Source organism: Streptomyces sp. NPDC002911, from assembly GCF_053591835.1.
Window position 1 is genome coordinate 1 of the sequence record NZ_JBSFUO010000042.1, and the last position, 20836, is coordinate 20836.

General features: G+C 70.4%; 12 protein-coding genes and 2 pseudogenes. 4 read left to right on the forward strand and 10 right to left on the reverse strand.

Features of this window, described 5'->3' with window-relative positions; all coding sequences use genetic code 11:
- A pseudogene (locus tag ACWD04_RS31645) lies at nt 1-110 on the reverse strand (ketol-acid reductoisomerase); the annotation flags it as partial.
- Nucleotides 111-799: 689 nt separating this feature from the next.
- Between ACWD04_RS31645 and ACWD04_RS31650 the strand changes: the two are divergent.
- A complete protein-coding gene (locus tag ACWD04_RS31650) occupies nt 800-1090 on the forward strand; it encodes a hypothetical protein (protein ID WP_451137186.1) in 291 nt (96 codons plus the stop codon).
- Nucleotides 1091-1154: 64 nt separating this feature from the next.
- Here ACWD04_RS31650 and ACWD04_RS31655 read toward each other — a convergent pair whose 3' ends face one another.
- Nucleotides 1155-2540, reverse strand: a complete 1386-nt coding sequence (locus tag ACWD04_RS31655; RefSeq protein WP_451137187.1) for a hypothetical protein — start codon at nt 2538-2540, stop codon at nt 1155-1157.
- A gap of 66 nt (nt 2541-2606) precedes the next feature.
- Nucleotides 2607-5384, reverse strand: coding sequence for a hypothetical protein (locus ACWD04_RS31660; protein ID WP_451137188.1), 2778 nt, complete (start codon nt 5382-5384; stop codon nt 2607-2609).
- A 317-nt stretch (nt 5385-5701) separates the two neighbouring features.
- Between ACWD04_RS31660 and ACWD04_RS31665 the strand changes: the two genes are divergently transcribed.
- Nucleotides 5702-6898 (forward strand): S8 family serine peptidase, encoded by a 1197-nt coding sequence (locus ACWD04_RS31665; RefSeq protein ID WP_451137189.1) that lies wholly within the window; start codon nt 5702-5704, stop codon nt 6896-6898.
- Nucleotides 6899-6963: 65 nt separating this feature from the next.
- Here the strand turns inward: ACWD04_RS31665 and eccCa are convergent, their stop codons facing one another.
- Entirely contained in the window at nt 6964-10932 is a 3969-nt protein-coding gene (gene eccCa / locus ACWD04_RS31670; RefSeq protein ID WP_451137190.1) for a type VII secretion protein EccCa, read from the reverse strand.
- A gap of 608 nt (nt 10933-11540) precedes the next feature.
- Here eccCa and ACWD04_RS31675 point away from each other — a divergent pair.
- Together ACWD04_RS31675 and ACWD04_RS31680 are read left to right on the forward strand one after the other, a co-directional pair.
- Nucleotides 11541-12146, forward strand: coding sequence for a hypothetical protein (locus ACWD04_RS31675; RefSeq protein ID WP_451137191.1), 606 nt, complete (start codon nt 11541-11543; stop codon nt 12144-12146).
- A gap of 614 nt (nt 12147-12760) precedes the next feature.
- Nucleotides 12761-13309 (forward strand): sigma-70 family RNA polymerase sigma factor, encoded by a 549-nt coding sequence (locus ACWD04_RS31680; protein ID WP_451137192.1) that lies wholly within the window; start codon nt 12761-12763, stop codon nt 13307-13309.
- A gap of 54 nt (nt 13310-13363) precedes the next feature.
- Here the strand turns inward: ACWD04_RS31680 and ACWD04_RS31685 are convergent, their stop codons facing one another.
- The 6 genes and pseudogenes from ACWD04_RS31685 to ACWD04_RS31710 all read right to left on the reverse strand — a co-directional run.
- Nucleotides 13364-14092, reverse strand: a complete 729-nt coding sequence (locus tag ACWD04_RS31685; protein ID WP_451137193.1) for an alpha/beta fold hydrolase — start codon at nt 14090-14092, stop codon at nt 13364-13366.
- Nucleotides 14089-14949: an aldo/keto reductase gene (locus tag ACWD04_RS31690; RefSeq protein ID WP_451137194.1), complete on the reverse strand. Its 861-nt coding sequence runs from the start codon at nt 14947-14949 to the stop codon at nt 14089-14091. Before ACWD04_RS31690 ends, ACWD04_RS31685 begins: the two co-directional genes overlap by 4 nt.
- A 154-nt stretch (nt 14950-15103) precedes the next feature.
- Nucleotides 15104-18430 (reverse strand): right-handed parallel beta-helix repeat-containing protein, encoded by a 3327-nt coding sequence (locus tag ACWD04_RS31695; RefSeq protein ID WP_451137195.1) that lies wholly within the window; start codon nt 18428-18430, stop codon nt 15104-15106.
- Between the two features lie 260 nt (nt 18431-18690).
- Nucleotides 18691-19020, reverse strand: a complete 330-nt coding sequence (locus ACWD04_RS31700) for a hypothetical protein (protein ID WP_451137196.1) — start codon at nt 19018-19020, stop codon at nt 18691-18693.
- Entirely contained in the window at nt 19013-19456 is a 444-nt protein-coding gene (locus tag ACWD04_RS31705) for a YbaB/EbfC family nucleoid-associated protein (protein WP_451137197.1), read from the reverse strand. Before ACWD04_RS31705 ends, ACWD04_RS31700 begins: the two co-directional genes overlap by 8 nt.
- Nucleotides 19457-19513: 57 nt before the next feature.
- Nucleotides 19514-20836: pseudogene (locus ACWD04_RS31710) on the reverse strand (hypothetical protein); the annotation flags it as partial.

The window sequence follows — 20836 nt, forward strand, 5'->3', positions numbered from 1 at the left end:
CGCAGCGACAGCGCGTGGGCGTGCCCCTGGCTGCCGTAACCAAGCACCGCGACCTTACGGCCCTGGATGATGGACAGGTCGGCATCGTCGTCGTAAAAGAGGTCAGCCACGGGAGTTGCCTTTCATGGGGGTCCGGGGTTCCCCGGCGCACGCCGGCCGTGCCGGGACAGCCGTGCCGGCGCGCGCCGGGAACGGGGCCGATGGGTACGTCTCGCGTACGCCGTGAGACCGGGGAGGACACGGCACCGGGAGACATCGTCCGGCGGCCACGGTAGCGGTCCGGCATGGCCGGGAGGAGCGCCCCTGCCAGGTGGCGCCCAGCCTCCGACCGCTGCTATTCACACTATCTCACCCTGTGTGGTGTGAATGAAATCCACGGTGGGCGCCAAGCACTACCACCATCCGATCTCCACATGTGCGTTCGCGCTCCCTCCGCCTATAGAGTTGCGGGGGCGTCCGATCAGGTTTCACCAAGCCGCGGTTGCTCTGTCGGCGCACGATGTCTTCCCACGCCACCCCGACGCAGCACCTGTCCGCCGGCTCCGAGCATCCGTCGCGGCCGTCCGTCCGGACGGCTGGACGGCTGGACGGCTGGACGCCGAGGTTCCCGCCGTACGGCGGATATCCCTTCGGCAAGAACTGTCACAGCAGTCGCAGCTGTCTTGTCTATGCGAGCGAACGGCACTCAGGGCGTACGGAGACCGCCCCGACGGGCCGGCCATGAACTCCGTCCAGCGCACGCCGCGATCCGAGCACCGGCTGCCCTGCCGCTTCTCCTCCTCCAGACAAGGAAAGACGCATGAAGATCCGAGACACCGACGACCGGACCGAGCTCGTGGCGGGCGTCGTGGCGCTGACCGAGCAGGCCGCGCTGCTGAGGGCCCGCGTCGATCTGCTCCGCGAGGAACTCGCCACTGTCAGCGCCCGTATGAGCGTGGTTTCCCACTCGCTCCAGGCGTTGTACCACCCTGCTCTTCATTCCGCGGCGCCCGTCGATGCCGGCCGTCGTGGCAGCCACGAACGGCGCGGCATCGTCGAGGGGCCGGGCCCGGCGGCAGCGCGGCGCGCTCCCAGGCGTCACCCGCACTGAAGGAGGCCGCCGGCCTCCTGTGGCGCGGGCACCGGTGGGAACGGGCCCGCGCCACGTCAGGGTGTCAGCCCCGGGCTCCCGCACTCCACAACACGGATCCGCCGGCCGAACGGATCAGCACCCGGCCGGTTTCCTGGATCACGAGTCGGGCACCCGGATTACCCGCCGTCCCGGACGACCACACGGTCCTGCCGTCCGCGGCGACCACGACCAGGTTGCCGTCGGCCTGGAACACCGCACGGTCGCCGAGAGTCGCGGTGTTGGCCGCCCAGCGCACGACCCCGGTCCGGTCCCGGACCACGAAGTTGCCGTCGGCTTCCATGGAGAGTCCGGCGCCTCCGGAGGCGATGGGCTGGCCGACTCTGATCACCCGGGTGGAAGCCACGGCCTGCTCGGCGGGTTTCGGAGTGGCGGGAGCGCTGATGGGCTTCGCGACAACCGGTGCCTTCAGGGTCGTCTTCGGCGCGGTGACGGACTTCGGCGGAGTGCTCGTGGGACTCGTCTTCTCCGTCGCCTTACGCAGAACCGCAGGCGTACCGGCACTCTTTCCGGCGCCGACCGGTTCGGTCCGGGCCGTCGCCCTCGCCGGCGAGACGGTGTTCTTGCGGCTCTCCTCCGGCCGGTCCTGCTCCGCCGTGAAGACACCGGCTGTGAAGGCGGGGATCGCCCGGCGGGGGCCGTCCGAGGACGCCTTCTCCTCTTCGGGCCCTTCCGTCCCCGAACCGCCTTCCTTCCCGCGTCCTTTCTCCGCACCGGGGTGGGCCGGCTCTTCCGCGGCGGGCCTGTCGGCGGCCGGGCGGTCCCCGGCGGGCCGCTGCGGCTCCGGCTGCGGCACAGTCGACGAACCGTACTGCTCGTCCACGTCGTGCAGCGGCATCGAGCTCGCGTGACCGTTGGGCACGGCGGGCCCGCCGCCGTCCGGTGCGAAAGTGGCGACCGGAGTCGACTGGCCCTGCCCCTCGTAGTTGGCGACGCTGCCCTTCTGCGCGACGAACGGCACAGCCGCCAGGACTGCGCCGACGACGGCGGCAGCCACCAGGACAGGCTTGTGCGCCCCGCGCGAGGGCGGCTGGCGCACCGCCGTCCGCTCACGTGTGGCGGCCGCACCCTGTCCGGCGCCGATGGTTTCCGGACCGTCCCTCTCCTCCGAGGAGGCGGCCGCCTCGCCGGAGGGTCCCGGCCTGCGGGGGGCCAGGGACATGAGGCGGGAACCGATCCGGTTGCGCGTGGACCGGTCCGCTCCCACGGCCGCCGTCGCAGGCGTCTCCGGAGCGCATGCGGGTGCGGGTGCGGGTGCTTCGGAGGTGCTGAAGCAGGGTCCCGCGACGGCGGTGCGCACATCGCCGTCGCGGCCTCCGGGCAGTTCGACCGCGCGCCTGATGCGCGCCGGTGCTGCCGCCGTGTCACTGCTCGGTGGAGCCGTCGCCACCGGCGGGCTCTGCTGACTCATCATGCTCCTCACATCGCTTCACGATCACGGACACTGTTCCTCCGCCGCTCTGCGGCGGAGGAAGACTCACGAAGGCAGTAGGGCCGAGGGTTCATCGGCGAGCACGCCGAGAGCGTCGCCGCCCGGCACGCCCGCCGTGCTGTCGCCCTCTCCCCCCGGGGAGTCCGCGAGGGAGGAGAGCTTTTCGAGCACCATCCGGTCGGTGTCGTCGAGCCGCCCGGGAACCGTGCGGACGTCGTGCTCGGCGAGCTCACGCAGCAGGACGGTCCTGGCCTTGCCGCGCGGGCGTGTCTGCAGCACCCGGAAGCGCGTGCCGGGCGCGAAGAGCAGTCCGCCGGAGGCTCCGGGGGGCTCGGACAGCAGGTCCGTACGACGTCCCGTGCTCGACCAGATGAGGTAGTGGTCCTGGGCCACCTCCCCGTACGCAGAGCCTGTGGTCGCTGCGCGAACGGGCACGGCTTCGCCCAACTCCTCACCGGGCAGGAGACTGTAGTCCCCGGCGAAGATCCCGGCCGTACGCAGCGCGGCTCCGCGGTAGGACGGCAGTCGTCCGAGCCCCGATGCCACACACGCCAGGAGAACCAGGGTGTCCGGTTCGTCCCGGGCGACCCTGTCACGGAACATGTCGTCGTCCAGGAGACCGCCGGTCCCCGCCAGGTAGGCGCAGACAGCGACCAGATCGGTCCGTACACCCTGCTCGTCATCAGCCAGCCGCAGTCCGGGCAACTGGGTGAGCGCCCGCTGCACGGTCCCCCACAGGGGTTCCCACTCGGTACGCAGCGAGTGACGCAACCGTTCCTGCTCCGCCGGACCACTTCGGTGCGAGGGACCGAAGGGGATGTACTGGACCTCGCGGACGCCGTTCTGGCTCCGGTCGCCGGGCCGGGAAGGCTCTCCGGCGGGCGGTGCCTCCTCCTTCGGCAGTTCCTCGACGGGCGGCTCTCCGGCCGGCGCTTCCTCGGCCTGCTCGGCACGGTGGAAGGCCCCGGACCCGGGGTGGGGTCCCCCGCCGGTCCGGGGCCGTACCGTACCGGCGGGCGGGGGCGTGTGCTCGGCCTGCGGCTTCTCCTCGGTGGCCGGGGCGTCTGCGCCGGGGGACGCGAGAGGGGACGCAGCCCCGCCGGGGACGGCCACAGCACCGGACGTCAGGCCCGGGACGGCGGCCTCGACGTGCGTCCACGGACCGGCGGTCCAGGGGTCGGGATGCCCGGAGCCCCACGGCGCCCCGGCCGTCGCAGGGCCGGCGGCTGCCGCGTCGACCGAGGCCGTGACGATTCGCTGGGGCGCGGGAGGAACCGCGACGGCGGAGGGGCTCTCCTCCCCGGCCGTTTCCGCCGGCGCGTACGCAGTTCCGGTGGCTTCGAAGACCGGCGCCGCGGGAGCGGCCGTCGGCACGGCCTCCGGGACGGGCTGATCCGGGACGGCGGGGGCCGTGTCCGGCAGGGCCGGCGAAGGTTCCGCCGTACGTGCCGCCCTCGGCCCCTTCGCTGCGAGGGCCAGCCGGTACCTGACGGTCAGCCGGCGCAAGGTGCGCAGCCCTTCGGCGCCCACGTTCCCGTGAACACGGACGATGGCGCGCTCGCAGACCTCGGGATCCAGCGACGCGAACAACCGTTCGAGTTGTGGCCACAGGGTGTCGTCCAGGCCTCGGCCCGGAACGCCCAGCTCGATGGCGACCGCGTCCGTCTCGGGGGCACGCGCCAGCGGGGCATCCGTATGCCAGTCGGGCCTGCTGACCCAGAGTCCGGCCCTTGTCAGGGTGACCTGCCACCGTCCCTCCAGCTCCATGACGCCCGGTGCCGGGGCGGCCGTCTCACCGCTGGTGCCCACCGTCCGCCAGGAGGACACGCGGGGCGGCTCGCTACGGCCTTCCTGCGCGGGAACACAGACCACCGAGGTGACGTACGGCTGCCATGACGGCGCACCCTCGGCGTCGACGAGTGTCGTGCGTGGCTCCGGTGCCCAGGTCTTCTGGTCGAGGAAGACCGGCAGCCCGTTGCCGACAGCGAGGTCCAGCCCCAGGGAGTCCGCCGCTTCCTGCGCGACGGGGACCAGGTCCCGCCCGTCGCCAGGCAGCAGCATGACACTGTCACGGACCCGGCCGGGCAGGGCCGCCAGCACGGTCTCCACCGCATCCCTGTCCACAGCCGGTGCCCCGGGAACGCCCACGATGAGCATGGGCCTGGACCGGTCCGGGGGGATGGCGTAGCCCAGTGCGTCGGACTGCTGCGCCGGTGCTGCCGTCGGCCGCAGCAGCAGACCCGCGGGCACGGTCTGCAGGAGGTGGCGGTCGACCAGGTCCGGCTGGATCCGTGCCAGAGAGGCTTCCCAGACCGGTACGGGGTGCCTGAGGCCTGCGTAGCGCGGGGTGCGGCCAGGCGAGAAGTACCACCATCCCGCCGGTGCGTCCGGTTCGGTCTGCTGCTCGGGGGTGAAGAGCGTCCCGCCGGGGACGATCACCGCCGCGCCGGCGGGGGCCAGCACGTCGAGGTCGAGCCGGTCGCTGATCCTGCGTGCGGGTGCGTCCTCGTCCCCGAGTCCGGCGCCGGACATGGCCAGCCGCAGCGGCTGACGTGCCTCGCGGGCCCCGTTCACGACCGGTGCCAGCAGGGAGACGGCCTCGTCCAGTTCGGCCGGGGCCAGCTCGGTGGTGACCAGAGCGGTGACCGTGCCGGAGCCGCTGTGCCTGAGGGTCTCCTCGGTGCCGCCGGGCAGGCCGGGGAAGTCGCCTCGCCGGTGGACGACGTAGACGCCGTCCCGTCCGCCGAGGGTGATCGAGCCGTGCTCCTCGTCACTCCCGGGGCTGCGGCGGCCCGAGCCGCGCCGGTTCCCAGGAACAAACATGCTGTCCGGCCTCACTTCATTGCCTGGTGTTCGCACTCACGGCGCCAGGGCTCGGACGAGCGGCAACCCTGAGGAAAACACTGTGACTCCGCACATGACGGGCATCACAAAAACACAATACACCGTGTGAGTCAATCCGGAAGCGGGCGAGCATAGTGTGCGCGGTGGAAGTAACATGCGATCCTTCCAGCACTCCCCCGCCCCGACGCGCAGTGCCATCACCCCGTAACAGGTCGGAGAACCTTGTGCCCCACCATCCCGCGGGCGACGACGGCCCGCACTCCGCGGTCGGCAGGACGCCCCGCACGGTATCCGGCATGACGTTGCGTCATGGGGCGCGGACGTCCCTGGCGGCTGCGGCCGCACTCTCGCTGGCCCTCACCGCCTGTCCGGCCGTGGCGGCGGGGGCTGCGCCGGAGCCGCCGGCCGGGGGACTCACACTCCCTGTCATTCCGTCCCGTCTGAACGGTACGACGTGCACCGACGCTTCCAAGAGGGTCGCCGAACCTGTGCCCTGGGCACAGAGCCGCCTGAGCATGAACCGGGTGTGGCAGCTTTCACGCGGGCGGGACGTCGTCGTCGGTGTGGTCGACACGGGGGTTGCGCCCCGCACGGACGTCTTCGCCCAGCCCGTCACCGCAGGCCCCTCCGCAGGCCGGGACTGTGTCGGGCACGGCACCTTCGTGGCCTCGGTCATCGCCGCGTCGCCCCGTTCCGGCAGCGGATTCTCCGGTATCGCGCCCGAGGCGCGGATCCACGCGGAGCGGGGCACCGACGAGGGAGGCACCCCCACGGCCCAGCGCGTCGCACGGGGGATACGCGCTGCGGTGGACGGGAAGGCTTCCGTCATCCATGTCTCGGCTGCTCTGGAACAGAGCAGCGAGGAGTTGACCGCCGCGTTGGAGTACGCGCGGAAGAACGATGTGATCGTGGTGGCACCCGCGGTGCCGGACAGTCCGCCCGACTCGCCGGGTGGCGGAGCGCCTCGCCCGCGCGCCTACTGGCCCGCGGCCGGCGAGGGTGTCATCGCGGTCGTACCGCAGGACATCACCGGCGGCCGGCCTGACGGGACGGCCGTCCCGATCAAGGCGTCGCTCTCCGCTCCCGGTCACGGCGTGACCGGTGCGGGTCCGGTCGGCAAGGGTCACTTCGTGGGCGGCGGGGCGTCGGTGGCCGCCGCGTTCGTCTCGGCGACGGCGGCACTGATCCGTGCCTACGATCCCGCCCTGTCCGCGGCGGAGGTCGCCCGCCGTCTGGTGCGCACCGGCTACCCTGCCCAGCCTCCCGGGCTCGACCCGTACGGTGCACTGACGAGCACGACCACCACCGCGAAAGACACCGGCGTCCGCGCCGGAGCCTCCCATGCCGTGTCCCTGCCGCACCGCACCGACACCGGCGGTCCGCTGCGGCGGGCGGTTGCCCTGGCCGGCGCCGGAGTCGTCACCGTACTGGCGCTGTGGGGGGTGAGCGCCCTCCTGAGGCGGCGCAGGGGTGGCCCGCCTCAGGAGGCCTGAGGGAACGGGCCGGGCCGGCGCGTACCCGCGCGCCGGCCCGGCCCGTTCCCCGCCGCGCGGGTACGTCAGTCCTGTTCCCCGAGGTCCACCAGCGCGGTCTGGTAGAGCACGGAGCTGCGACGGGTGATGTACAGCCCTCGTCCGGGGGGCAGGATCCGGGGCTTGACCGTGCCGAACACATACCCCTCCGACGGAGGGCAGGACAGCAGCAGACCAGGGGCGTTGACCTCCAGCATGCGCCGCACGAGCGAGTCGTTGATCCCGCGCATCGATCCGGCGGCCGATCGCGCGACGACCATGTGGAGCCCCACCTCGTAGCCGAGGGTCAGGAACTCCAGGAGGGCGTCGAACGCCGGGCGCACCGGGTTGGCCACCATGTCGTAGTCGTCCACGAGGACGAACAGCCGGGGCCCCTCCCACCAGTCGGCGCGGCGCATCTGCGCGGGCGACACGTCCGATCCGGGCATCCGGGTCTTCAGCGCCTCGGCGACCGCCGCGACCAGCTCCTGCAGTTGGTCGATACCGACCGCGTGCCCGAGCCGGTACTCCTCCGGCACGGCCTCGACGAGTTCGCGGCGGTAGTCCACGACGAGGATGCGCGCCTCGGCCGGGGTGAAGCGTTCGCAGATCTGCTTCGCCAGCAGGCGCAGCAGATTGGTCTTGCCGGACTCCGTATCACCGAAGGTCACCAGGTGGGGCGTCTCTGCGAAGTCGTGCCACGCCGTGTCCAGCTCCGTCTCCTCGGTGCCCAGTGCCATCGTCAGCCTTCGGCCTTCCGGCGCGGGCGGCAGGTCTGCGGCGTCCAGGCGCAGCGGCAGCATGCGCACGGGCGGCGCCCCTTCGCCCCGCCAGCTCTCCGAGACGGACTCCAGCATGTCGGCGATGCCTTCGGAGAGGTCCTCGGAGTCCGCCTGCCCGTCGATGCGCGGCAGGGCCGTGAGGAAGTGGAGCTTGCTGTCGGAGGTCAGTCCCCGCCCCGGCAGCCTGGGTACGGATTTCGCCAGCCGCATGTCGACCGCGGAGTCGAGCGGGTCACCGAGGCGGAGCTCGAACTTCGTGGCCGTCTGGTCACGGACGGGGGCGGTGAGCTCCACCCACCGCGCCGTCGTCGTGATGAGGTGGATGCCGTAGTTGAGCCCACGGGTGGCGAGTTCGTTGAAGGTCGCGATGTCGTCCTGGAAATCCTGGCGGACCGTCGACCAGCCGTCGACGACGAGGAAGACGTCCCCGTGCGCCTCGTCGGGGAACTCCCCGGCGGCCCTGCGCCGCCGCAGCGTCGCCATCGTGTCGATGCCCCGTTCGAGGAAGAGCCGCTCGCGGCGGGCGAGGAGAGAGGTCATCTCTGCCAGGGTCCTGCTGACCCGCTCGGTGTCGAGCCGGCCGGCCACGGAGCCGACGTGCGGCAGAGCTCCTAGTTGGGCGAGCCCGCCGCCACCGAAGTCGAGGCAGTAGAACTGCACCTCGCGGGGTGTGTGGGTGAGCGCGAGTCCCGTGATGAGTGTGCGTACGAGGGTCGACTTGCCGCTCTGCGGACCTCCCGCGATACCGACGTTCCCTCCTGCGCCGGAGAGGTCCACGGTGAGCAGGTCCCGCTTCTGATCGAAGGGCCGGTCCACGATCCCCACCGTGGTCGACAGGCCACCGCGCCTGGGCCAGTCGGCTGTCGTCAGGCCCAGCTCGCGATGCGGGGTCAGCGGTGGCAGGAGGGCGTCGAGGGTCGGCGGTGTCGTCAGGGGCGGCAACCAGACCTCGTGGGCGGGCGGGCCCGAACCGCGCAGCTTGTCGATGGCCAGGGCGAGGAGCGCAGTGCCCTCCTCCTCGCTCCCCTCCGGCTGGACCGGCGGGCCGGCCGGCACCTGCCCGCGGGTCCACTCCCCGGTCCATGCCACGACCTGACTGGCGACCCTCGCCTGAACAGCGGCGCTGCGACGGCGGTAGACCCCGGAGACGTAGGCACCGCGAAAGCGGGTCAGCGGCTCGACACCGCTCTTGAGGTACCCGGCGCCCGGCTGCGACGGGAGCTCGTAGGCGTCGGGTACGCCGAGGACGCCGCGGCTCTCCATCGCCGAGAACGTACGCAGACCGATGCGGTACGAGAGGTGGCTCTCCAGCTGGTGCATACGGCCCTCGTCGAGTCGCTGCGAGGCGAGCAGCAGATGAACCCCGAGGCTGCGGCCCAGCCGCCCGATCATGACGAAGAGGTCCATGAAGTCGCGGTGCGCCGCGAGCAGTTCGCTGAACTCGTCGACCACCACGAAGAGGCTGGGGAGCGGTGTGAGACGGACACCGGAGGCCCGTGCCTTCTCGTAGTCGAGGGCCGAGGTGTAGTTACCCGCGCTGCGCAGCAGCTCCTGGCGGCGGATCAGCTCGCCGTGAAGAGCGTCCTGCATGCGGGATACCAGGGCCGCCTCGTCGGCCAGGTTGGTGATGACCGCGGAGGTGTGGGGCAGTTCCTCCAGACCGAGGAAGGTGGCGCCGCCCTTGAAGTCGACCAGGACGAAGTTCAGGGTCTCCGACGAATGTCCGAGTGCCAGCGCCAGGACCAGGGTACGCAGCAGCTCGCTCTTGCCGGAACCGGTCGCGCCGATGAGCATTCCGTGCGGGCCCATGCCGTTCTCGGCGGATTCCTTGATGTCGAGCTCGACCGGGCGCCCGTCGGCACCCACGGCGATCGGGACGCGCAGCCGCTGAGCCGCGCCGGCCCGCTTCGCCCAGTACCGGGCGGGGACGAACCCGTTCAGGTCCGGGATGCCCATCAAGCCGGTCAGCTGGATGTCTGCCGCCATGGGGTCCGCCGCGTCGGCCACCTCTCCGGTGCGCCGGGGCGCCATGACGGCGGCCAGGGCTCGTGCGCCTGCGGGGCCGAGCTCGTCAGCCTCGCCCAGTACGGTCGAGGACTCCTTGCGCCTGCGGTCGGTGCGGATCAGCCGCAGTACGCCCTCCTCCGCCTCCAGACGCACCGTGGTCTTCCCGGGGCGCCAGGGCAGCTCGCCGGAGAGGTCGACGGCCACCACGTTGCGTAGTCCGCGCCGCGCCAGTTCGTGCCCCGCAGGTACCTGGCCGCCGTCGACGACGATCACGGTAAGGGGTTCCTCCGCGGTGACCGGTGAGCCGCTCTCGAAGCGGGGGCGGCCCGTGAACTCCTGGCCCAGGAGATCCTCGACCTCCGTCATACTGGCGGCGATGAGCCTCAGAGGGCCTGCTGCGTCCGTGTCCGTCTTGTGGTGCACGTGCGGGAGCCATTTCACCCAGTCCCACTGCTCGCGCCGTTCCGGTGCCACGCAGAGAGCGATCACGACGTCCTGTGGGGAGTGCATGACGGCCAGCTGGCCGAGGAGTGCCCGTGCCACGCCCAGGACCTTCTCCCGGTCACCCCGGAACAGGACACGGGTCCACGCCGGCAGGAAGATACCGATGGGCTGTTCCGGCACGGTGGAGTAGGCGTTGACGAAGGCACGCAGCGCATGGGCCGTGAAGGGGTCGAAGTCCTCGACGGGCCGGCTGGAGGGTGTCGTCAGCCGCAGTGACAGCCTCTGCTCGCCGACAGCGACGCGGACCTCCGCGAAGTCCGGGTCCGACGGACGCCGCTCCCAGAGGCGGCTGGTCCGGGAGAAGGCCCACAGGGCGTGCGGGGCGGGATGCCGCCACGCCAGCGCTCGCTGCTGCTCCTCGACCGCCGCCCGGACCTTCCGGCGCACCCCGCCGAGGTAGCGCAGGTAGTCGCGCCGGGCCCCCTTCAGCTTCTGCTTCCTCTCCTCGCCCCCCTTCAACATCTGACCGATGACCATGGCCCCCATCGCGACGACCATGACGCCCATCACGATGTACGTCATGGCGGAGGACGACTGGCCAGGGCGCATGTAGAGCAGCACCATCGCGACGGACATCAGACCCATCGGCAGGTACATGAGCATCCCCGAACTGCCCTGGGAGGTCATCTCGGACATGATCGGGGGGTCTTGGAGCACCACCTCGCCCTCGGGCATCTTCGGCCCCTGGCGCCGCGCGGGCCTTCGGAAATGGATGACGGTCAAGGCAAGCTCCTTCGGAGGACCACAGGTCCTCGGACGGACCGGACGGGTGCCGGGGTGCTGCCGGGCGGTTCCCCGCTACCGACCCCGCGGTTGCATGTGATGTCTCATCACACAACGAGCAGACACAATGTTGACACGAGTGTGATTCTCACACTACTGCGTGCGCCCGAAAGTCGTCTTCCGGGCGCACGCGAGGTGGGGTGGACGGCTGCGGAGGCCGGGAGCACGCTGCCGGGGCGCCGCCTGTTGCACTTTCGGAGCAGCTTGACAACAATTCCGGTAGGACACACGACGAACCACCCTGACGGTTTCCGACCTCCATGGCGCTCCGCCTCGCCGCGGGCCGCTCCGGACCTGCGACGGAGGTCCGGCTGGGCCTTACCAATCAAGTTGAAAACGTAACTGCTTCCGCACCTGTCCGATCTCACTGTTCAGCAGTGATGGACTTGTGTCACGCTACCCATGAGTCACGTATAGCTGTCCGTACTAATCTGTATCCCGGACGGGCTGCCGCACATTTTGCACGAGTGTCACTTCAGCAACCGGCTCGGCGCCGGAGTGCACCGTGCAGCACGTGCGACAGGAAGGGGTGAGAATGAGAGGAACACATGGTCTCCGTAGCCCACACGCCGCAGAACATCGAGATCACCGCAGAGAACCTACGGGAGGAACTGCACCGCCTGGAGGCTCAACGGCAGGCGCTGGAGCGGGAACTGGCCGCTGTCGTAGCCCATCTCGGCTCGGTGCAGACCGCCCTGGGCGCCCTGCAGGACCTGATGCTCACGGCGCCTCCCGGGGCTGGTGCTCCGGCTGGGCCGAGGGCCGCAGACGTTCCGGCGAAGAGCGAAGCGAAGGTTGCCGCACCCGCGGAACCGTCCTCCGAACCTGCCGAGCCGACGCCCACCACGCCCCGGATCGCAACGCCCGTGACCCGGCAGAGCTCTGCTTCCGAGGCGTCAGCACGACCTGCACCGCGTGATGCTCCCGCCGATACGCAGTCACACGCCAAGTACGGTCGCCTCACCGAGCAGATCGCCGAGTACTTCGCCGGCACCGGCGGTTCGGACGTCCGCGCACGCGATGTCGCCGCCGCCCTCGGCCGTGACACGGACGCCGGGTCCATCAACGCGGTACGCAGCACACTCGACCGGCTGGTCGGCACGTCCCGCATCCAGCGGGCCGGACGGGGCCTGTACCGCGCCAACCCTTCGTAGCCACGTCCCGGGTGCGACACGCCACCCGGGCGGCACTCCCGAGGTCGAGTACGGGACGGGTGGGCCACCGGGCGGGCTGGACACGACGGACACTCCCCGGCGGAGCTCCGTCCGAGATCAGCCCGCCCCCGGCGCCGGGTCCCGGCAGCCATCAGCACTCGCCCCCCTCACCACAATTCTTCGCTGCGGCCTCCTGGCCGCCCTTGCCTGCCATGTGCCATCCGAGCACCTGGACGCCCGTCCCCGGACGGAGTGGGCCCGAGTACCGTCACACAGTTTCTTCCAGCGCATCGGACTGGCAGCTAGATACATGTTAGGTATGTGGCACCGTGTCATGTCAACACGCTCGCGGTTCTATGTTCTCGGTGGTTGCTGGACAGAACTGCCGGCTGGTCGCCGGGGCCGGTCGGCTGACAGGTCTTCACACACACTGAGTCGTTGCCTCGAGCGTGGTAACCGTGACGGACCCGTATCACCGAGCTGGAGCGCTCGATCGCCGACTCCGACGTAAGGCCCGCAGGCTCCCGCGGTCCGTCAATCGGCTGTCAATCGGCTGTGATGGTCCGGCCCGCAGGGTTGTAGCAGGACAACCCTGCAAGCCAAGGAGCGAATTCGTGGGCTGGACAGCAATGGGATCGACAGCGACGGGCGGTCGGCCGTCGGAGCTGGTGCACACGGGCTACACGGAACACGTTCCGGCACTTTTCTCGTTCGTGCGCCGGCAGCTCGACGGCGACGCGTACAAGGCCGAGGACATCGTGCAGGAGACCCTGCTGCGGTGCTGGCGGGCATACGGTTCACGCGAAGCACACGTCCTGCGCCCCTGGCTCTTCACCGTGGCGCGCAATCTCGTCATCGACTCCCGCCGCAGGGAGTCGGCACGCCCCCGGGAGGCGAGCGGCGGCACGTGGCCGGCGCAGATGGCCTCCGAGCCCGACAGTACCGAGTCCGTGCTCACGTCCGTGGTGGTCTTTGACGCACTCGGCGCGCTGTCGCCGGCTCATCGGGAGATCATCCGCCAGACGTACTTCCTCGGTAGGACTCTCGCCCAGACGTCCCAGTCGCTGGGCATCCCCGTGGGCACGGTGAAGTCGCGGCTCCACCACGCGTGCCGCTTCTTGCGCCGGGCGCTGGAGGAACGCGGCGTGACGCCCCAGGTGTAGGCGACGGACGCGGCGTCCCGGCAGCGCGCTTCCGCCCACGCTCCCGGCCGGCGCTCACGGCCGCAGGATCGCCTCCGCCACCTGGTCCGGGTGGGTCAGCAGTCCCGCGTGCCCTCCGGGAACCGGCACCGGTTCGATGCCGAGTCGCGCGGCGAACTCCGCTCCCGGTCGCGGCAGGGCGAGCTCGTCCTCACCGAGTAGGTATCGCAGAGCGATCCCCGGTTCCGGGGCGTCCACGGTGCCGAGCGCGTCCAGCATGTAGCCGCCTGGCTGAGGCGTGAGCAGTTCGTGCATCAGCCGCTGGGCCTCCTCGGGGGCGCCAGGCATCATGACGCGCGTGAAGTCGAAGCTCTGCGGGAGCGAGCCGTCCGGCGTCGCCTCGATCGCCCTGCGCAGAAACTCCGCGGCGTCCGGAGGATTCTCGTCCACCAGGGACACGCCCCGCCGGGGGACGAACGCACCGCAGTAGACGGCGCGGGAGACCTTCCCCCGGAGGCGCGGGAGCGCACCGGTCAGCGGGTAGCCTCCCCAGCTGTGGCATACGAGCGCCACATGGTCGACGTCCAGCGCCTCCACCTCGTCGACCACGTGGTCGACCGCGTCCTGCAGCCGGAGTCCGGCCCTGGCGTCCCCGTGACCGAGTCCGGGCAGCGTGAGGGTGACCGTCCGGTGTCCGGCCGCCCGCAGCCGTTCGGCCACCGGCTGCCAGGACCATCCGCCGTGCCAGGCCCCCGGGATCAGCACATACGCAGAGCGGTCCGCTATGTCAATTCGGACGTTCAACACTTTCCTTCCGGTTCTCGGGCCCGTCGTGCGGACCCGGCTTCTTTACGTTCATCGGTCCGGGCCACGTCCAGGAGGACGGAAGTGACCCGGCTGTCGCCCAGAGCTCGCGTGAGGACCGAACTGCCGGGTAGATCCCCCCGCATGCCGACCGCTCCGCCCGATTCCCGCGCGCGCGTGTGGGAAGAGGCCTCCCATGTGGCGGGAACGCGGACCATTCCGCCGACTCCCGCCTCGGAGAGGTCCAGCAGGAGTTCTCTCCCGGACGCGCCGTACAGCGTCGAGTGGCAGAACTGGTGCAGGAGGACCGGGATTCCCGCTCCGGTCATCATGCCCACGGCCGTCGCCACCTGTTCGGGCGTGTGGTCCAGGAGCCCCGCGTGCAGTACCTTCCCCTGCCGCACCGCTGTGCGGAGCGCTTCGACCGTCTCCTCGGCCGGCACGGACGGTCCTGGCGGGCGTACGTAGAACACGTCCACGTAGTCCGTGCGCAGCCTGCGCAGGCTCCGGTCCAGGGACAAAAGGAGACCCGCCCGGGCGGATTGCCCGGACGAATACCTGGAATCCGCCCGGGCTGAAATCACCAGTTCATGGCGGTAGGTGGCGAAGTCCGTGGAGAGTACGCGCCCGAAGGCCGACTCGACCGTTCCCGGGCGAGGGCCGTGGGTGCCCGCCACGTCGAAATGCGTGACACCCAGATCGAACGCCTCGCGAAGGACTTCCGCCCGCCGGTCCGCCGGCCGGTCCTGCTCGAAGTAGTGACGCAGCCCGAGCGACAGCACGGGCAGGAGCACTCCGTTCCTCCCCGGGTGTCTGTAGAGCATGTTGCTGAAACGGCGAGAGTCAGCGATGTACATGTCAGCAACCTCATCGGCCGATCCGTTGGTCACCGTTGTGCGCAACAGATGGGGGCTGCGGCTCTCCGGCCCCTGCCCCTCACCACGCGTACGCCACCCGAAGTGTTTTGCGTCCCGGCCGTCGGTCGCCGCACCAGGCGGACGGGCCGGTTCCTCAGGAGGCGGCGTGCACCGGCAGCCCGGGCAAATCCTCCGGCAGAAGCAGGCTGAGTGCCTCCAGGTCCGGTGCCTCCACCCCGCCGAGCCTGCTCGCCTGACGGGTCATCATCGTCTCGACCAGTTGCCGTGCGAGCCGGGCGTTGCCGAACGAACGTCCCCTCGGCAGGGCGTCGAGGTAGGCGCCGAGCGCGTCGAGTGTCGCGGGCGTGCAGACGTAGCCTGCCGCGGCGGTCTGCTCGCCGATGATGGCCAGCAGTTCGCCGGTGCCGTAGTTCTCGAACTCCACATGCCGGGCGAAGCGCGACGCCAGGCCCGGGTTGGACGCCAGGAAGCGCTCCATCTCGTCCGGGTATCCGGCGGCGATGACCACGACTTCGTCCCGGTGGTCCTCCATCAGTTTGAGGAGTGTGTCCACCGCCTCCCGGCCGAAGTCCTGCGGCGAGTTCTCGGGCGTCAGGGTGTAGGCCTCGTCGATGAACAGCACCCCGCCCCTGGCCTTGTCGAAGGCTTCGGCGGTGAGTTGCGCGGTGTGTCCGACGAACCGGCCCACGAGGTCCGCACGGGCCACTTCCACGAGCTGTCCCTGCCGTACGACTCCGAAGGAGCGCAGCAGGTCGGCGTAGAGACGGGCAACCGTGGTCTTGCCGGTGCCGGGGGGACCCGAGAAGACCAGGTGGTGGCTCACCCGGGGAGTCGGCAGTCCGACGGCGGCCCGCCGGCGGGCGGCGGAGAGCAGGTCGACGATGCCCCGGACCTCGCGTTTGACCGCATCGAGGCCCACCATGCTCTGGAGACTGTCCAGCAGGGCGGAGTCCCCGGCCTCGTTCTCTCCCCCTGCGCGCACCCGGGCGGCCTCCTCCTCGCCGACGTCCTCCGGCAGCATGAGGATGAGGTCCGCCTCGCCCGCGTCGGGCACCGAGGCGAGACGGAAGGACTGGCGGTCGACCATCTCCTCGAAGACGCGTCTGGCCGCACGTCCGTTACCGAAGGTGGCGTCGCGCCGCATACGGGAGAAGTGCACCCCGAGCGCCTCCTTCGTCAGGGGATCGAGCATGTAGCGGTGTCCGGCGCACATGTTCTCGGTGATGGTGACGAGCTCGTCCACCGAGTAGTTCTCGAACTCGATGGTCCGGGTGAAACGCGAGGCGAGCCCCGGGTTCGCGGCAAGGAAGTCCTTCATCTCATCGTTGTAGCCGGCGACGATGACGACGGCCTCGTCCCGGTGGTCCTCGATGAGCTTGACCAGGGTGTCGATGGCCTCCTGGCCGAAATCGGCCCCACCGCCCTTGCTGTCGGAGAGCAGCGTGTATGCCTCGTCGACGAACAGCACCCCGCCCAGAGCCTTTTGGAACGCCGCGGACGTCTTGATCGCCGTGCCTCCGATGACCTGAGCGACGAGGTCCGAGCGCGACACCTCCACCAGGTGTCCGGAAGGCAGCATTCCGAGGCTCGCCAGGATACTCCCGTACAGCCGGGCGACCGTGGTCTTGCCCGTGCCGGGAGGGCCGGCGAAGACGAGGTGCCGGCTCATGGGCGGGGCGGGGATGCCCAGTTCCGCCCGACGCTGGCTCAGCCGGCCAAGGCTGACGAGCGTACCCACCTGGTGCTTCACCCCGGCGAGTCCCACCAGGGAGTCGAGCTCGGCGAAGGCTCCCTCGAGCGCGGTCTCCGCCCCGCCCGGTGCCCCGTTCTGTTCCGTTACGCCGGACCCGGCAGCGGCCCGGTCCGGCCTGACATCCTCGGCCTTGTTGTCGGCACTCGTCAGATCGGTGACCGTGAGCGAGCTCCCCGGGCCGGTGTGCCGAAGACCGGCTCCCTGGTTGGAGCGGGTGGTGCAGCCGGAGACGGACACCGCCTCGGCCGTGTCCGTCCGGAGGCCGTCGCCGCTGTTCCCGACCGACGAGCAGTCCTTCAGCACGGCCTTGCCACCCGCCGCGACGAGCACTCCGTGTCCCGTGGACGCTGTGATCCGCACCCGTACGAGGGTGACCTCGCCGCCGTCCTCGATGTGAGCTCCGGAGCCGGTGACCTCGGTGATCTCACAGTCCCGTACAGACATCCGGCCGCCACGGCCGAGGGAGAGGCCGCCCTTGCCGGTGCCGCGCACGCCGCAGTGACCCAGTTGCGGACTGCCCTGCGATTCGCTGCGTACGGCGGGGCCCGCGGTCGCGGTGATCTGGCAGTCGTCCAGCCTGCCCCTGCCACCGTCGGACACGAGCACCCCGGGGCCACGGCCGCCCGTCATCCTCAGACGCCGGATCAGCGGGTCGGCGGCGTTCCGGATATGGATACCGGCGCCGACGGTGTCGGTGACCTCCAACCGGTCGAACTCGGCGCCGCTCTCCTTGTCCAGCAGCACGGCACCACCTCGGCTCGCACTCACCGAGGTGTCGGTGAAGACCGGTGTGCTGTGGTCCTCGACGACGATGCCGGCGGCCGCCGTCTCCCGGAACGTGCAGGCGGTGAACGTACCGCCGGACCGCTCCGTGACCATCAGGCCACTGCCCCCGGTCCGCAGCGCCTCGCACCGCTCGAGCCGTGGAATGGACCGGTTCGCCACGGTGAAGCCGTGTCCCGTGGTGTCCCGCACGCTGACGTCGCTCAGTACGGTGGTGGCGCTGCCCGCCAAGTAGACACCGAGGGGTGCCTGTTCGATCCTGGTGCGCCTGACGGTCAGTGCGGCAGCACCCTCGACCGCGATGCCCGGCTTGTCCGTCTCCTCCACCACACAGTTGTCCAGCTCGCCGCGCCCCGAGCCGTTGGCCAGTACGCCGTTGCCCCGGGCGTCCCGCAGACGGCTGTCACGGATACTGAGCCGGCCGTTCTCGCTGACGACGACGGCCGAGGTGCCCAGGTGCTCGATGACACAGCTCTCCAGGACGCTGCCCGTCGTCCCGGTCTCGACGACGCCGGCACCCGACTGGTTGCTCACCTGGCACCCCCGCATGGCGAGCGAGCCCCGGTCACGGCTGAGCAGTGCCGTCCAGCCGGAACCCACGACTTCGCAGTTGTCCAGAGCGATCTGTCCGAGTACGGCGTCGACGACCGGCAGGTCCCCGGCACCTCCCATCAGGGACAGGTCCGTCAGCATCACCGCGTCCGCGGCCAGCGTGACGGCGGTGCCGTGGGCCGGCGCGATCCGGACCGCCCCGCGCGGACCCTCGGCGACGATGGTGACACGGACACGCACGGTGAGGTTCTCTTCGTACGTACCCGGTCCTACGCGGATCACCGTCCCGGGTCGGGCCCGTGAGAGCGCCTCGCCCACAGACGTGAACTCGCCGGACCCTTCTTTGCCCACTGTCAGTAGGTGGCGTGCCACGTCCGCTCCTTCTCGTGCCGGTGCCGTCAGCGCGGTCCGGTGCGGCCCCGCGCCCCTGACCGCGGTGCCGTCGCCGATCCGAGGCCTCCGCGGTGCGGCTCTGCCGCCGGCCCGGACGGGTGGTGTGCCCGGCATCACCGGGTCAGGATACCCATCGAAGCACATCGTGTGCGTTTGCGGAAAGTTCCACGGTACGTAACGTGTGAAAACAGTGTCGTGGTGCGGGCAGAGCTGTGTGAACGGCGGCCCGCTGCGGTCTGTCAGTTCCTGCGGCCGGAGTTGTGGATCGCGGTCTCGGCGTCGTTCTGCGCACCGCGGAAGTTGCTCCCCGAGGCCTTCGTCAGTTCGGCGACCTTCTCCATCGCGCTGCCGAAGCCGCCCACTCCGTCCCTCATTGTCGCGGTGAGCACCTTGTACGTGCCGTAGAACCTCTTGCCGTACTCGTCGTCGCCCCACGGAGTGTTCTGCGGATCGAACGCGAGCGAACCTTCGTACTCCTTGCAGAGCCGGGTGATCGCGGTACCCACCTCGTCTATGCTGACGGCTCCCGCGAGAAGCTTCTGGTGATGTACGTAGAACTCTTCAGGCACGGGGTTCCTCACTCTTCTTCCGGTCGGCCGGATCCTTCATGGCCGGCACCTCGACACCCTCGGCCCGCAGGGGAGCCAGCAGCGCGTCCAGGTCCAGCTCCATGTCCTCCAGGCCCCCCGTCATCGCCACCGCTCCTATGCCCGGGATCACGGAGAGCCGCTGGTTCGCCTGCTCCAGGATCTGCAGGCGGGCTGCGGCCGCCGCGTCGAGAATGCTCCCGGCCAATTGCTGAGCCGTCATCGACTGGTACTTGTCATTGATGAACCGCAGCCCGCTCAACTCGCCCTGGGCACCGACGGTGACTTCGACGGACCGGTCCATGGAACGTCGGGTCACCGACAGTGCGGCGAGTTCACGCTGTACCTGCTGCACCTGCTGCCACTGGGCCGCGAACTGCTCGTCGGCTTCCTTCATCCGCTGCTCGATGTCGTCCACTCGGTCTCTTCCTTTCGATCGTTCGGTCCCCCGGGTGCGCGGGTGGGCTTCCAGCGGTCAACGGCCCAGCGAGGCCGGCAGGCCGCCCTCCTTCGCGCCCCAGGTGTCCTCTTCCGTCTCCGACCAGCCACCGGCCTGGGTCGTCGGCCTTGAGTAGCCGGGGGGTCCGTTCTCGGCCGGGGCACGGCTGAGAAGTTCCGGCGAGTCCTCCTCCTCTTCCTCGTAGGCGTCCTGGCCCGCGGCCTGGGGATGGCGGAGCGACTGGGGCGACACCATGAAAGCCCCGTCGGGATCGCTGTCCTCGTAAACCTCCCGGACGCGTTCCTGGCTCCCGTTCTGCTGCTGCTGGCCCATGCGGGACATGCCCATCATCATCATCATGGGACTCATCATGTTCATCAGGCCGGGGTCCGCCCCGTTGCCCGTCGCCCCCATGGCGGCCCCCTGTACGGCCCCGGCACCCTGGGCCGCCTGGGCCGCCTGGGCCCCGCTCCCGGTGCCGGCGTCCGCTCCGCCCAGTGCGGCCTGTGCGGTCTCGGGGCTGGGTACGGCCTGGAACTCACCGTTGGGGCCGGAGACCGTGCTGCTGCCGTCCGGGAAGGTCGTGGTCGTGAAGCCCTCGGGTGAGGTCACTGCGGTCGCTCCGCCGGGAAAGGTCTCGGTGGTGCCCGTGCCGCCGGCCAGTCCGGACGGCGACGAGGAGCCGATGGAGCTGAGGTCATCGAGCGAGGGGGGCTTCGGAACCCCCGGTAGCACCTCGCCGTCCGCAGACGTCACCGTGCCGTCGGGGTCGACCGTGTACGAGCTCCCGTCCGGAAGCGTCGTCGTGACCGCCCCGTCCGAACCAACCCGTGTCGTACTCCCGTCCGGATTCGTCACACTCTCCCCCGGACCCAACTGACCAGTCGTCGTCACCCCCTCCGGCGACACCGACGTCGTCACCCCCTCCGGCGACACCGACGTCACCGTCCCGTCCGGGAACGTCGTCGACAACCCGCCGTCATCACCCACCACCGACGTCGCCCCGTCCGGCGTCGAAATCGACGTCACACCGTCCGGCGACGTCGTCTGCACCAAACCGTTCGGCAACTCCTCCCGCACCGAACCGTCCGGCATCTCCAAACGCGAACCGCCGTCAGGATCCAGCGTGTACGAGCTCCCGTCCGGAAGCGTCGTCGTGACCACCCCGTCCGAACCAACCCGTGTCGTACTCCCGTCCGGATTCGTCACACTCTCCCCCGGACCCAACTGACCAGTCGTCGTCACCCCCTCCGGCGACACCGATGTCGTCACCCCCTCCGGCGACACCGACGTCACCGTCCCGTCCGGGAACGTCGTCGACAACCCGCCGTCATCACCCACCACCGACGTCGCCCCGTC